Source organism: Streptomyces sp. NPDC043812, from assembly GCF_056436245.1.
Genome location: NZ_JBWKCY010000003.1, coordinates 505,991 through 519,738, shown reverse-complemented (window position 1 = coordinate 519,738; position 13,748 = coordinate 505,991). Strand labels below are relative to the sequence as shown.

The 13,748-nt window shown below is 71.9% G+C and carries 9 protein-coding genes, 1 tRNA gene and 1 pseudogene; 5 read left to right on the top strand and 6 right to left on the bottom strand.

Annotated features, from left to right (window positions below; genetic code table 11):
* On the top strand, positions 1 to 482 hold a 482-nt coding region (locus AC067Z_RS07320; protein ID WP_478788470.1), incomplete at its 5' end, for an IS630 family transposase.
* Between the two features lie 280 nt (positions 483 to 762).
* On the opposite strand, the gene AC067Z_RS07315 is transcribed toward AC067Z_RS07320, so the two are convergent.
* The 4 genes from AC067Z_RS07315 to AC067Z_RS07300 all read right to left on the bottom strand — a co-directional run bounded on the left by AC067Z_RS07315 (position 763) and on the right by AC067Z_RS07300 (position 6,370).
* On the bottom strand, positions 763 to 2,847 hold the full coding sequence (locus tag AC067Z_RS07315) for a serine/threonine-protein kinase (RefSeq protein WP_478788469.1): 2,085 nt from the start codon (positions 2,845 to 2,847) through the stop codon (positions 763 to 765).
* Between the two features lie 36 nt (positions 2,848 to 2,883).
* Complete coding sequence (locus AC067Z_RS07310) at positions 2,884 to 5,088, bottom strand: protein kinase domain-containing protein (RefSeq protein ID WP_478788468.1); 2,205 nt, start codon at positions 5,086 to 5,088, stop codon at positions 2,884 to 2,886.
* 2 nt (positions 5,089 to 5,090) lie between these two features.
* Complete coding sequence (locus tag AC067Z_RS07305; protein WP_478788467.1) at positions 5,091 to 6,014, bottom strand: protein kinase family protein; 924 nt, start codon at positions 6,012 to 6,014, stop codon at positions 5,091 to 5,093.
* A gap of 284 nt (positions 6,015 to 6,298) precedes the next feature.
* A tRNA-Cys gene (locus AC067Z_RS07300) sits at positions 6,299 to 6,370 on the bottom strand.
* 168 nt (positions 6,371 to 6,538) lie between these two features.
* On the opposite strand from AC067Z_RS07300, the gene AC067Z_RS07295 reads away from it, so the two are divergent.
* The 4 genes from AC067Z_RS07295 (at position 6,539) to AC067Z_RS07280 (ending at position 11,812) form a co-directional block, all read left to right on the top strand.
* Positions 6,539 to 8,026, top strand: coding sequence for an MFS transporter (locus AC067Z_RS07295; protein WP_478788466.1), 1,488 nt, complete (start codon positions 6,539 to 6,541; stop codon positions 8,024 to 8,026).
* A 125-nt stretch (positions 8,027 to 8,151) separates the two neighbouring features.
* Positions 8,152 to 9,936, top strand: coding sequence for a DEAD/DEAH box helicase (locus AC067Z_RS07290; protein WP_478788465.1), 1,785 nt, complete (start codon positions 8,152 to 8,154; stop codon positions 9,934 to 9,936).
* A gap of 262 nt (positions 9,937 to 10,198) precedes the next feature.
* Complete coding sequence (locus tag AC067Z_RS07285; RefSeq protein WP_478788464.1) at positions 10,199 to 10,840, top strand: IclR family transcriptional regulator; 642 nt, start codon at positions 10,199 to 10,201, stop codon at positions 10,838 to 10,840.
* 183 nt (positions 10,841 to 11,023) lie between these two features.
* A complete protein-coding gene (locus AC067Z_RS07280) occupies positions 11,024 to 11,812 on the top strand; it encodes a YlbL family protein (protein WP_478788463.1) in 789 nt (262 codons plus the stop codon).
* Here AC067Z_RS07280 and AC067Z_RS07275 read toward each other — a convergent pair.
* Positions 11,742 to 13,127: pseudogene (locus tag AC067Z_RS07275) on the bottom strand (MFS transporter). The gene AC067Z_RS07280 and the pseudogene AC067Z_RS07275 sit on opposite strands and share 71 nt — an antisense overlap.
* A 67-nt stretch (positions 13,128 to 13,194) precedes the next feature.
* Positions 13,195 to 13,671 (bottom strand): Lrp/AsnC family transcriptional regulator, encoded by a 477-nt coding sequence (locus AC067Z_RS07270; RefSeq protein WP_478788462.1) that lies wholly within the window; start codon positions 13,669 to 13,671, stop codon positions 13,195 to 13,197.
* Positions 13,672 to 13,748 lie beyond the last annotated feature (77 nt).

Genomic DNA, 13,748 nt, shown 5'->3' with positions numbered 1-13,748 from the left:
GCAGCCACGACTACGTGCGCTCGGGCACCACCACCCTCTTCGCCGCCCTGGACACGGCGACCGGCAAGGTCATCGGCTCGCTCCATCGCCGGCACCGCGCGGTGGAGTTCAGGAAGTTCCTGATCAAGCTCGACCGCGAGGTCCCGGCCGATCTCGACATCCACCTCATCCTGGACAACTACATCACCCACAAAGTGCCCGTCATCAAGAAGTGGCTGGCGGCCCATCCCCGGTTCCACCTGCACTTCACACCGACCGGGTCCTCGTGGCTGAACCTGGTGGAGCGGTGGTTCGCCGAGCTGACACAGAAGAAGCTTCGCCGCGGTGTCCACCGTTCCGTCCAGGCACTCGAACGGGACATCCGTACCTGGCTCGCGGACTGGAACGACCAGCCACGGCCCTTCGTCTGGACGAAGACCGCCGACGAGATCCTCGACAAAGTCGCCACCTACTGCCGACGAACCTCCGACTCAGGTCACTAGGTCCTGTCCGGGCGATCTTTCTCGGGCCCGCGACGCCGGCTACGGCACTCCCCCAGCCTTCGGCCGGTGGGGGTCCCCCCCGGCGGAGACAGGGGGAGTACCCCCACGCTGTGTTGTCGGATCGCCCGAGTACATCCAGTACGAGGACGATCTCCCCCAGCCTGGCGGCCGGGTGGTGCCCCCACCGCCTTGCGATGCGTCCCCTCGGCCCTGGCGGGCCGGGGGAGGCCCCATGCATCCGACGCCGCGGGCTGATCCTCGAAGATCGCCCGGACAGGACCTAGAGGACCGGCATCGCGACCAGTGACCCCTTGTGCAGCAGGAAGGCGCGGTTGCCGTCGGAAGCCGCCTGCCAAGGACCCTCGGAGTCCGGCTCGTAGGTCCAGACGCATTCGAGATCGGCCGTCTCCGACAAGGCGTCGCTGAACGCGGAGACGCCCGACGACGTGCCGCCCTCGACGATCCACAGGGTGTTCGCCTCGCGGACGGGCTGTTCGCGGGACGGGGCGCTGCTGTCCGTCGAAGCGGTGTCACTGGTGGTGCCGGACCCCTTGAACACGCGGCGGACGCGTCCGTCGTCTATTGCGGCGATGTGGTTCTTGTCGACGACGGGCGAACCCCAGCCGTCCAGGGTGGGGTCCAGCGAATCCGAATCCGTGGACCAGATCTCCGTACCGGACTTCAGGTCCAGTGCGGTGAGCTTCTTTCCGCCCAGGTAGACGATTCCCTTGTCGATGGCCGGCCGGAGTGCCGTCGCGGCCTGTCCGCCGAGCATCCAGGCATCGTCGCCGTTCCCGGCACTGAGGCCGAAGCAGTCCCCGTCCCCGGTGCACACGACCAGGCGGCCCGCTGCCGCCACCGCCACGGCCGAAGGATCGACGGTGAACTCCCGTGGGGGCAGCACCGTCCAGCGGACCTTGCGGCCGTTCGTGTCGATCGCCGTCAGCTGGTTGTCCTTGGTCACCGCGTACACGGTCGCGTCGTCCGGCGCGGCGGCGATCAGCTTCGCCACGCCCGCCGCCACACTCCACCGCCGCTCGCTGGTGGACGCGTCGAAGGCCAGCACCTTGCCGTCCGCGTCGGCCGCGAGGCAGATCCCGTCCTTGAGCCGCAGGAGCCCCGCGGCCGGTGACACTCCCGGCAGGGTCCACTTCTGCCTGCCGTCGGTGACGGTGTGCGCCGCAAGTCCCCCCGACGGCGAAGCGAACATGACGACATCCCGCATCGCCAGCAGCGGGGAGGCGTGGGGAGAGGCGACCTTCAACGGCCCCCACAGCGGCTCCGGTGGCGTATCGCGCACGTAGTCGGCGGACGGCATCAGCTCGGCCGGCGGAGCGTCCTCGGCCGCCGGCAGACCGGGCCCTCTCGTCAACCACCAGGCGGTGCCTCCTCCGCCCAGCGCCAGCAGCGTGCCACCGGCGGCGAAGGACGTGAGGAAACGCCGCCGGGACGTCCTCCCTGTGTCCACGGAGGTCCCGGCCTGGGTGGTGAACTGGTGCGACCTGGTCTCGTACTCCTTGATCTCCGTGGCGAGAACGCCCCGCTTCCACATCCGGTCGGCACCGCGAGGCGGCACGAACGCCTCGACGACAGCGGCGGGCGCGGGCCGATGCGCGGGGTCCTTCGCCAGGCACGGTCCGATGAGCGACCGGAGGGCCTGGGGTACGGAGCCGAGGTCCGGGCTTCCGTGCACCACTTCGTACTGGACCGCCGCGACATGCGCTCCCGTGTAGGCCTGCCGCCCGCCCGCTGCGTACGCCAGGACGGCGCCGAGGGAGAAGACATCGGCCGACGGTCCGACCCGCTGCCCGAGGATCTGCTCCGGCGCGCCGTATCCGGGAGTGGCCGGCACCTGGCCTGTGGTCGTGAGGGTGAGGCCGTGTTCGGGACGTGCGATGCCGAAGTCGATGATGCGGGGGCCGTCGGAGGTCAGCACGATGTTGGACGGCTTCAGATCGCGGTGGACCAGGCCCGCCTGGTGGATGTCGCGCAGCGTCGAGGCCAGTGATGAGGCCAGGACCCGCGTACCGGCGTCGTCCAGGGGGCCGTGGGCGGTGACTGCCTGATCCAGCGTCGGCCCGGCCAGGAACTCCGTGGCGATCCAGGGACGGCCGCCCTCGGTCTCCGCGCCGAGAACGCGTGCGACACCGCTGCTGGTGACGGCCTGCGCCGTATGGGCTTCCCTGATGAACCGCTGGGTGAGGTGCTGGTCGTGCGCGAGTTCCGGCCGCAGCACCTTCACGGCTGCGGGGCGGCCGGCGCTGTCGTAGCCGAAGTACACCTTTCCCATGCCACCCTCCCCGAGTACGCCCGCGAGGCGGTACGGACCCAGCCGGATCGGGTCGCCGAAGCTGAGAGGGAGCATGGCGTGGGTCGGCCTTTCGTGACGGTGGGGGGAGGCCTACGAGGACGAGGACGCGGCGGATTCGTCCAGAGGCAGCGCGGCCATGGTGTCCTCTCCGCAGCCGATGAGCCGGCCGGCTGCGGTCATTGCGCTGAATCTGTCGAGGCTCTCCTCATGGAGCCAGGCCGATCGGTGCGTGGTGAGGTCGATCGCGCGGAGTCCCGCCGCGCTGTGCTTGTACACGAAACGCTTTCCCACGGTGGGCGCGACCTTGAGCTCGTGCCCGGACCGGACGGGATTCCTCTCCCGCCACAGGAGCTTGCCGGTCCTGGCGTCGACTGCGGCCAGTGCGTGGGCTCCGGTGCCCTCCACCGCGTAGATCACCGCGTCCCGCAATGCCGGGGGACCGTACGAAGTGACCTTCCCGCCGCGGTACTTCCAGACTTCCTTGCCGTCGCTCAGGCGCCGTGCAGACAGCGTGTCGGATGCGACGTAGAGGTTCTCCGGGTCCACGGCCATGGGGCTCCGTGCGGCGTCGTCGGCGCCGAGGGGAAGGGCGTCCCGCCATACGACGCCGCCCGAACTCCTGTCGCACACGAGCACGTCGACGCCGCCGGAGTCGGTGCGGAAGTAGAGCACCAGGTACGGGCCGGATGCGCGGGCGCCTGTCACCCACGGGTAGTCCTCGGGGGCCCGTTCGTCCAGGACCAGCTCAGTGCGCTTCCTGCCGTCGGACAGGGAGAACGAGGCGATCAGCCAACCCCGGTCCGGGTCCGTGGTGTCCGACGTGTCGGTCCCCTTCGCGGGTGCCGGGGCGGTGAGCAGCCAGGCGGTGCCGTCGCTGACGTCGAGAAGCTGGTTCCCCACCAGCTTGCCGTTGTAGGCCTTCGTGTCGACCAGGGGATCCAGGACAGCGCCGTCGTCGAGGTCGATCTGCACGATGCGCAGTCCCTCCGTCGGAGACAGCGAGTAGTCGACCGCGTAGAGGTTCTTTCCGTCCGTGGCCACGTCCCAGGGGCTCACCACCGGGTTCGCGGACCACAGAGTCCGGCCGGTCGCCGGTTCGAGCGCGGTCACGCCTGCCTCGGTGGTCACGACGATCCGGTCCCCGACCAGCATCGGCCGGCCCAGGTCGGCAGGTGCCGCTGTCGCGATGCTCCGCTGCCAGAGAGCGTTCGGCGCCTTGTCCGCGGCGGGTACCTGCGACGACCCGTCGCCCTGTCCGCTGCGCCACGCCCACAGTCCGGCGCCCGCGCCGCCCAGGCCAAGGAGAGAACCACCGCCCAGGGCAAGGACCTTGCGGCGGCTCATCGCCTGTTTGCTCGTGGTGGCCACGGTCTCCGCCACCGCATGGCCCGCCGGTGCCGGGAGGCGGTACGGCTCGTACTGCCAGACCTCGGAGCTCCGCCGGGCGATGTCGGCCAGCAGCGCGTCCGGCAGGTGGTCCGCGAACTGCCCACGTCCGTCGTGCAGTTGCGCGGCCAGCTCCCCGGTCGTCGGACGCTCGGCCGGGTCCTTGGACAGGCAGCGCGTCAGGATCGGGGTCAGTTCCGCGGGGACGCCCGTCAGGTCCGCGTCGGCGTAGCGGACGCGGTAGACGAGGTCCGCGGCCTGGCCCGTGCCGAAGGGGCCGTGGCCCGTTGCCGCGTAGGTGAGCACGCCCGCGAGGGCGAAGACGTCGCCGGCCGGGGGGTGTTCCTGGCCGGTGGCCTGTTCGGGGGACATGAACGCGGGGGTGCCCGCCGCCGCGCCGGTGCGGGTGAGGCGGTCGTCGCCGGCCGCGCGTGCGATACCGAAGTCGATGATCTTGGGGCCGTACGCCGTGATCATGACGTTGGACGGCTTGAGGTCGCGGTGGACGACGTCCGAGGCGTGCAACTGCGCCAGCGCTCCGGCGAGGGCAGCGCCCAGGGCGCGTACGGATGTCACGGGGAGCGGGCCCGACAGCTCGACGGCGTCGTCGAGGGGCGGGCCGAGGACGTACTCGGTGGCGAGCCAGGGCGTTTCGGCCAGCGGGTCGGCGTCCACGACCGTGGCCCCGTGATGGCCGCCGATGATGCGGGCTGCGTCCGTCTCCAGGTGGAAACGGGTGCGGGCAGCGGGGTCGGTGGCGATGCCCGCGTGCATGGTCTTCAGCGCCACGGTACGGCCACCTGCGGACCGGGCGAGGTACACCGTGCCCATGCCGCCGTGACCGAGCCGGGCGAGCAGGCGGTGTCCGCCGATCCCGGCCGGGTCGTCGTGGGTGAGGGGGGACAGCATCGTCAGGTCCTGCTGGGCTCGGGGACGCGGACCTCCGCGGCGAGGAGCTCCGCCGACTGGCGGGCGAGGGCGGCGACCACGCGGCCGGGCAGCCAGCCGGATGACAGCAGGGAGGCCGACGAGTCCAGCACCGTTGCCGTGGGGGCCGAGGAGGCGGGCGGGAGGTCGAGCATCAGCTCGGCCGCCGTCGGGCGCGCGGCGGCGTCCCGGGTCAGGCAGCGCGCGATCAACGGGCGCAGGGACTCAGGGAGTTCGGAGCGGTCCGGCACCGTATGGCCCGTGGCTGCGTACGCGAGGACCGCGCCGAGTCCGTGGATGTCGCCCGGCGGGCGGGGCCGTCCGCCGGCCGCCTGTTCCGGTGCGAGGCTGCCGGGCTCCAGCCCGGGCCGGCCGGTGCGGGCCTCGCCGTCGGGCGCCGCGGCCCGGGCCGCACCGAAGCACGTCAGACGCGGGCCGTTCCAGGCCAGCAGTACCGCGGTGGGGGAGAGGCCGGCGTGCGTGATGCCGATGGCGTGTGCGCCCGCGAGCGTCTCGGCGAGTGCCGTACCGATGGCTCGTACCGTGTGCTCCGGCAGCGGGCCGCCGTGTACGGCGAGGGCGACGGGGAGCGGCAGCACGGGCAGGTAGGGCGAGGCGTACCAGGGCGCTTCGGGGGTGGGAGAGACCTCGGTGACGGGTAGGACCGAAGGCCCCATCAGCCGCCGGGCGGCATCCGCCTCGACGAGGAAGCGGGCGGGGTCGGCCCCGTCGAGCGGAGTGCTGATCAGCACCGTCCGGTCGCCGTCCGCGCTGCGCGCGACGAATCGCCGCTCGGGTACGGCGGGTGAGCCGGGGCCGGCCGGAGGGTCGAGCCGCGTGATGAGGTGGTACGGGCCGATGCGTCGCGGTCCGTCCGGGCGCGGCCGTTGTGTGCGAGCTCGTTCCATCTGCGAATCCCCCTGGGCCTGGCAACAGCTACAGGAGCCTACCGGCGGGGCCGGGAGCGCTGCGGAGTGGTCCCGGGAGCGACGCGATTGTGATCTCGGCATCGGGATGCTGTTCCTCGTGCCGCTCCTCGGTGCCGCCGCCGGGGACCTCGCTCGGCCACGAGGAGGAGCAGCTCAAGGAGATGGGCGTGCGGCACGCGGCCCGGCCGCACGAGCAGGGAACGGGGAACGGGCGGTGCCGCCCCTGCAAGAGGGTGGCACCGCCCGTTCCCGCGCCTGCGCAGAGACCGTGACCGGATTCGAACCGGTGTAACTCGAGTTGCAGTCGAGCCCCTGAACCACTCGGGCACACGGTCGTGATGTCCAACTCCTCGACCGTAGGCGGCGTCGGTGCCCTGCTCAAGCGATCCGCCCGGGCTGCAACGCGACTGCCATACGCCGTTCATGGTCGTAGGACGATGGGACCAGCCGGGTCCCGCCGAACGACAGGGCTCACACGGCGCCATGCCCCTTACTCTGGGGCCATGACCGCCCCGGACCCGCGTGACACCGACGTCACGCAGCCGCCCGCCGACACGGCGCCCCGCGAATTCCTCGCCCCCGACGAACCGGACCACGGAGTCCTGGGCGCCGCCCACCGGACGCTCAGCGTCGGCGTCGTCTCCGTCGTGTTCCTCGTCGCCTTCGAGGCGACCGCCGTCGGTACGGCGATGCCCGTGGCGGCGCGGGAGCTGCACGGCATCCCGCTCTACGCGTTCGCCTTCTCCGCCTACTTCACCACCAGCCTCTTCGGCATGGTCGTCGCCGGACAGTGGGCCGACCGCCGCGGACCGCTCGGGGCGCTCGCCGGCGGGATGAGCGCGTGGGCCGCGGGGCTGCTGCTGTCGGGAACCGCGGGCGCCATGTGGGTGTTCGTCGTCGGACGCGCCGTCCAGGGCCTGGGCGGCGGTCTCGTCATCGTCGCGCTGTATGTCGTCGTCAGCCGCGCCTATCCGCCCAGACTCCAGCCCGCGATCATGGCAGCCTTCGCGGCGAGCTGGGTGATTCCGTCGGTGATCGGCCCGCTCGCCTCCGGCACGGTCACCGAGCAGCTCGGCTGGCGCTGGGTCTTCCTCGGCATACCCGCGCTCGTCGTCGTACCGCTCGCCCTCGCGCTGCCCGCGATCCGGCTCCGGGCCTCGGGGCCCGCCGACCCCGCCGCGCCCGTGCCGCCTTTCGACCGGCGGCGGATCCGGCTGGCGCTCGGGATCTCGCTCGGTGCCGGGCTGCTCCAGTACGCGGGTCAGGATCTGCGCTGGCTCTCGCTGCTGCCCGCCGCAGCGGGCGCCGCACTGCTCGTGCCGTCCGTGCTCGGCCTCCTGCCGAAGGGCACCTACCGTGCAGCCCGCGGACTGCCGTCCGTCGTCCTGCTGCGCGGGGTGGCCGCCGGATCCTTCATCGCCGCCGAGTCGTTCGTCCCGCTGATGCTCGTCACCCAACGCGGACTGTCCCCGACGATGGCCGGTCTCTCGCTCGCCGTCGGCGGCGCGACCTGGGCGCTGGGGTCGTACGTGCAGTCCCGGCCGCGCGCGGAGGCGTACCGCGAGCCGCTGGTCGTCCTCGGCATGCTGCTCGTCGCCGCGGCGATCCTGACCGCGCCGAGTGTGCTCATCGAGTCGGTACCGGTGTGGATCGTCGGCGTGGCGTGGGGATTCGGCTGCTTCGGCATGGGGCTCGTGATCGGGTCGACGAGCGTGCTGCTGCTCACCCTGTCGGCTCCGGCGGAGGCGGGCGCGAACTCGGCGTCGCTGCAGATCTCGGACGCCCTGTCCAACGTGGTCCTGCTGGCGGCCGGTGGCGCGGCGTTCGCGGCGCTGGGCGGTGGCGCGGTGGGCGCGGGCCACGCGGTGGCGGACGCGTCCGGCTCCCATCCGGCGGCATTCGCCGCGGTGTTCCTGCCGATGGCGGGGGTGGCGCTGATAGGAGCGTGGGTCGCGACGAGGCTGCGGGCGGCTCCGTCGTCTGTGAGCTGAGTCGCACCTTGCGGGGACGCGCCGTCCGTTCGCCCGGACCCCGGGCGGCCCCCCGGTAGGGTGGCCCGGTTGTCGTATCTGACGACCCCCGACCGCGCCCGACGAGAGCCACTGAACCGGAGACCGTGACTACTACCGCCTCCCACCACCTCTCACCCGCCTTCCCCGGCCGTGCCCCCTGGGGTACGGCCAACAAGCTGCGTGCCTGGCAGCAGGGCGCGATGGAGAGGTACGTCCAGGAACAGCCGCGCGACTTCCTCGCGGTCGCCACTCCCGGGGCAGGCAAGACGACGTTCGCGCTCACGCTCGCCTCCTGGCTGCTGCACCACCATGTCGTGCAGCAGGTGACGGTCGTCGCGCCGACCGAGCATCTGAAGAAGCAGTGGGCGGCAGCGGCGGCGCGGATAGGGATCAAGCTGGACCCGGAGTACAGCGCCGGTCCGCTGAGCAAGGAGTACCACGGCGTCGCGGTCACCTACGCGGGTGTCGGCGTACGGCCGATGCTGCACCGCAACCGCTGCGAGCAGCGCAAGACCCTCGTCATCCTCGACGAGATCCACCACGCCGGTGACTCCAAGTCCTGGGGCGAGGCGTGCCTGGAGGCGTTCGAGCCGGCGACCCGGCGACTCGCGCTGACCGGTACACCGTTCCGTTCGGACACCAACCCGATCCCCTTCGTCGCCTACGAAGAGGGCAACGACGGCATCCGCCGGTCGGCCGCCGACTACACGTACGGCTACGGCAACGCGCTCGGCGACGGCGTCGTCCGCCCGGTGATCTTCCTCTCCTACAGCGGCAACATGCGCTGGCGCACCAAGGCGGGCGACGAGATCGCGGCCCGGCTCGGCGAGCCGATGACCAAGGACGCGATCTCGCAGGCGTGGCGCACCGCGCTCGACCCGCGCGGCGACTGGATGCCGAACGTGCTGCGCGCCGCCGACCAGCGGCTCACCGAGGTACGAAAGGGCATCCCGGACGCGGGCGGCCTCGTCATCGCCTCCGACCAGGACTCGGCCCGTGCGTACGCCAAGCTGATCCGCGAGATCACCGGCACCAAGGCCACCGTCGTGCTCTCCGACGAGGCCGCGGCCTCGAAGCGGATCGAGGAGTTCAGCGAGGACGGCTCCCGCTGGATGGTCGCCGTCCGCATGGTGTCGGAAGGCGTCGACGTGCCGCGCCTCGCGGTCGGCGTGTACGCGACGACGATCTCGACGCCGCTGTTCTTCGCCCAGGCCGTGGGCCGTTTCGTCCGGTCCCGCCGCCGCGGTGAGACGGCCTCGGTCTTCCTGCCCACCATCCCCAACCTTCTGGGCTTCGCATCCGAGATGGAGGTCGAGCGCGACCACGTGCTCGACAAGCCGAAGAAGGACGGCGAGGAGGACCCGTACGCCGAGTCCGAGAAGGAGATGGCGGAGGCCGAGAAGGAACAGGACGAGGACACCGGCGAACAGGACATGCTGCCCTTCGAGGCACTGGAGTCCGACGCCGTCTTCGACCGGGTCCTGTACGACGGCGCCGAGTTCGGGATGCAGGCGCACCCGGGCAGTGAGGAGGAGCAGGACTACCTCGGCATTCCGGGGCTGCTCGAACCGGACCAGGTGCAGCTGCTGCTCCAGAAGCGGCAGGCACGGCAGATCGCGCACAGCCGCAAGAAGCCCGACGAGGAGGCCGACCTCCTGGAGCTGCCGGCCGAGCGGCGGCCGGTGGTCTCCCACAAGGAACTGCTGGAGCTGCGCAAACAGCTGAACACCATGGTCGGCGCGTACGTACACCAGAGCGGCAAGCCGCACGGTGTCATCCACACCGAGCTGCGCAGGGTCTGCGGCGGGCCGCCGAGCGCGGAGGCGACGGCGGGCCAGATCCGTGAGCGGATCAAGAAGGTCCAGGAGTGGGCCACGCGGATGCGGTGACGCGCCGCGTGCGCCCGACACAACTCCCGAACAGGGACCAATGACCCGTTGCCGTCGGCTGATCGCCCGGATTCTGGACGAGGCCTTCCGCTGAGCGGAGCCGCTCGCTACTGTCCCCGCAATGCAAACGCCCCGTGGCAGCGCCGCCGCGGAGCGCAGTCGGTGTGCCATGGCCTGCCGGCGGCCTCTGGGTGCGTCGCCGATGGGACCGGTGTCGATCCGTCGGAGGACTGCCGTCACTCACTCCGAAGGAGAGGGCGTCGTGACCGCGGAAACCTCCCAGACGCTCGACCGGGGACTACGTGTCCTCAAGCTGCTCGCCGATACCGACCACGGGCTGACCGTCACCGAGTTGTCCAACAAACTCGGCGTCAACCGCACCGTCGTCTACCGCCTGCTCGCCACCCTCGAGCAGCACGCACTCGTCCGACGTGATCTCGGCGGCCGCGCCAGGGTCGGCCTCGGCGTGCTGCGCCTCGGCCGACAGGTGCATCCGCTGGTGCGCGAGGCAGCGATGCCGGCGCTGCGCTCACTCGCCGAGGACATAGGCGCGACCGCGCATCTCACCCTGGTCGACGGTGCGGAGGCCCTCGCGGTCGCCGTCGTCGAACCGACCTGGACGGACTACCACGTCGCCTACCGCGCCGGGTTCCGGCACCCGCTGGACCGGGGAGCGGCCGGCAAGGCCATCCTCGCCGCGCGCCAGTCGGGGCTCGTCGAGCCCGGCTACACGCTCACCCACGGCGAACTGGAGGCGGGCGCGTGCGGCGCGGCCGCGGCGCTGGTCGGCGTGACCGGGATAGAGGGCAGTGTGGGCGTGGTGATGCTGGCGGACGCCGTACCGGAGCGGGTCGGCCCGCGCGTGGTCGACGCGGCCCGAGAGGTGGCGGACGCGCTGCGGTAGCCGTGGGCCGGGTTCACGCTGAGGTGCGTGGCCGGGCCCGTGGGCGTGGCCCGGGCCGGGTACCCCCTCCGGAGGCCCCGGCCCCCGCACCCACCACCAGCCCCCCGGCCCGGGGCCCGGGGCGCAGCGCCCCCGGCGCATACGGCGCGCAGCGCCCACCACGGGCACGGATACATTGGCACCGTGCTCTCCAGTCTCACGCGCCCCCGTGCCCTCGCCGTCTGCGCCCTGCCCGTCGTCGCGCTGTTCGCCGTTGCCGGATTCGCGCCGCTGCCGTATGTCGTGGCCCAGCCCGGAATGACCGCGGACGTGCTCGGAAAGGACCAGGGGCGGCAGATCATCACCGTCACCGGTGCGCCGACCCGCCCCACCGAGGGCGCGCTGCGCATGACGACGATCGTGGCGACCGGGCCGACCGCCGACGTCGATCTCGGGGACGTGGTCGACGGATGGTTCCGCACGGACCGGGCGGTCCTTCCGAAGGACGCCGTCTACCCGGCGGGCAAGTCGGAGAAGGAGATCGAGAAGCACAACGTCCAGGACATGGAGGAGTCGCAGGACGTCGCCACTCGCGCGGCCCTCGCCTACCTGGACGAGGACCCGGCGAAGGTCAAGGTCACCCTGCACCTCGCCGACGTCGGCGGGCCCAGCGCGGGGCTGCTGTTCTCGCTCGGCATCATCGACAAGCTCGACGGGAACGGCGCCGGCGGCGACCTCACGGGCGGCCGCAGCATCGCGGGTACGGGCACGATCGGCGCCGACGGCAAGGTCGGCCCGGTCGGCGGGGTCTCGCTGAAGACGCAGGCCGCCAAGCGCGACGGCGCGACCGTCTTCCTGGTGCCCAAGGACGAATGCGCCGACGCACAGGCCGAACTCCCATCCGGGATGCGGCTGATCCCCGTCACGACGCTGGACGGCGCGGTGGACTCGCTGCGGGCGCTGGACCGGGGCGCAAAGGTCCCGAGCTGCTGACCTCGCAGGGGCCCGCCCGGTCCGTACCGTCCGCTGCCGCCGGCTCCGTGCCGAGGCCGCGCCAGGACGGGAACACCGCCGGTGCCAGGGTCGCCAGGAAGTACAGCCCGCCCACGGTCAGCATCGCCGTTACCAGGCCCGCCCGCTCGATCAGCTGACCCGCCGCGAGACCTCCCAGTGGCGTGGTCATCAGCACGCCGGCCGTCGTGGCGCCGGCGACCCGGCTGCGGAGGCGGTCGGGAATGCGCTCGAAGAGCACGGTCGTCAGGATCGGGTTGAGCATTCCCGCGCCCAGACCGCCCACCGCCATCGTCACGGCCAGCGGCGCCGTCCCGTCCGCGAGGGCGGCCACGGCGAAGCTCGGCATCCCGCACAGCATGAACGAGACCGTGAACAGCGCGCGCCGCGGGAACCGGTGCCCGATCGCGGCGTAGAGCAGCGCGCCGAGCAGTGCGCAGCCGCCGAAGACGGCGACGAGCAGCCCCAGGTCGCGTGCGCCACCCAGGTCCTCCCGGGCGTGCACCGGGAGGAGTACCGAACCCCAGCTCTGGTCGAGCCCGTTGGTCAGCATGACCATCAGGACCACGCCGAGCAGCAGTCTGTCGCGCAGCACGAAGGCGTACCCCTCGCGCAGTTCGCTCCGGTAGGCCGCGAACGAGACCGGTTACCCGTCGCGCCTCGGCTCGGCCGCGTTCAGCCCTCGTACCCCGACGAGGATCAGCAGTGACGTGCAGAAGGTCACCGCGTCGACGAGCAGGACCGCCTCCGCGCCGATCACGGCGATGAGTACGCCGGCCAGGGCCGCCCCGGTCATCCGCGCTCCCCGCGACACCGCGTCCAGCAGGCTCGCCGCGCGCGACAGGCTGGTGCCGGCCTGCGCGGCCAGGTCGGGCACGAGGACGCTGCGGGAGGTCTCGCCGGGCGCGTGGAACAGGCCCGTGACGGCCATCAGCGCACACAGCATCCAGAACCGCAGCACCCCCGCGTGGTGGAGCAGCGGGATCGCGGCGAGAGCCACGGCGCAGATCAGGTCGGTGGCCATGCTGACGCGACGGCGGCCGATCCGGTCGATGACCGGGCCGCCGATGATCGCCGAGACGACCACCGGCAGGGTCGCGCAGAAGGCGACCAGTCCGGCCTTGCCGGGACTTCCGGTGGTTTCCAGTGCGAACCACGGGACGCCGATCAGGGTGAGTGAATTACCGCTGATGGAAACGGCGTTGGCGGCCAGGACCGCTGCCGGTGGGCCTCGTCGGCGTTCGTCGCCGAGGGGACTTCCCGGGCTCGCCGTGGCGGGTGGCTTCCGCCGGGTCATGCCGGGCGGGCGGAGCGGCTTACGGGCTGGTGCAGGAGTCGCAGACCCAGCCGGTCTGCAAGGCTGCTCAGCCTGCCGGGTCCTCCGCCGCCTGCTCCACGAGCGGGATGATCCGCAGCGGCACCGGGTTCTCCATCACGATCGCCGTCGACGCCCGCACGATGCCCTCGAAGCCGACGACCCGGTCGATCACGCGCTGCAGGTCCGCGTTGGAGCGGGCCACCAGCCGGCACAGCATGTCGCCGTGTCCCGTCGTCGTGTGCAGTTCCAGCACCTCGGGGACGGTCGCCAGATGTGCCCGTACGTCGGCGCCCTGGCCCTGCTTGATCTCCAGCGTCGCGAAGGCCGTCACCGGATAGCCGAGCGCCGCCGGGTCGACGTCGGGGCCGAAGCCGCGGATCACGCCGTTCGTCTGCAGCCGGTCCATGCGCGCCTGTACCGTCCCGCGCGCCACCCCGAGCCGGCGCGACGCCTCCAGGACGCCGATCCTCGGCTCGCGTGCCAGCAGCACGATGAGCCGGCCGTCCAGATGATCGATCGCCATGGCTTCTCCCCGATGGTCATCCTGTACACAACGCCTGACGATTCTGCTCTTTCGCTGTGCATATTGACCAGTCGATA

What these genes read in the sequence shown, in the direction of transcription:
- AC067Z_RS07315 (WP_478788469.1), bottom strand. Translation starts at nt 2,847, where the DNA reads ATGCTCCCTCTCAGCTTCGGCGACCCGATCCGGCTGGGTCCGTACCGC.
- AC067Z_RS07310 (WP_478788468.1), bottom strand. Translation starts at nt 5,088, where the DNA reads ATGCTGTCCCCCCTCACCCACGACGACCCGGCCGGGATCGGCGGACAC.
- AC067Z_RS07305 (WP_478788467.1), bottom strand. Translation starts at nt 6,014, where the DNA reads ATGGAACGAGCTCGCACACAACGGCCGCGCCCGGACGGACCGCGACGC.
- AC067Z_RS07295 (WP_478788466.1), top strand. Translation starts at nt 6,539, where the DNA reads ATGACCGCCCCGGACCCGCGTGACACCGACGTCACGCAGCCGCCCGCC.
- AC067Z_RS07270 (WP_478788462.1), bottom strand. Translation starts at nt 13,671, where the DNA reads ATGGCGATCGATCATCTGGACGGCCGGCTCATCGTGCTGCTGGCACGC.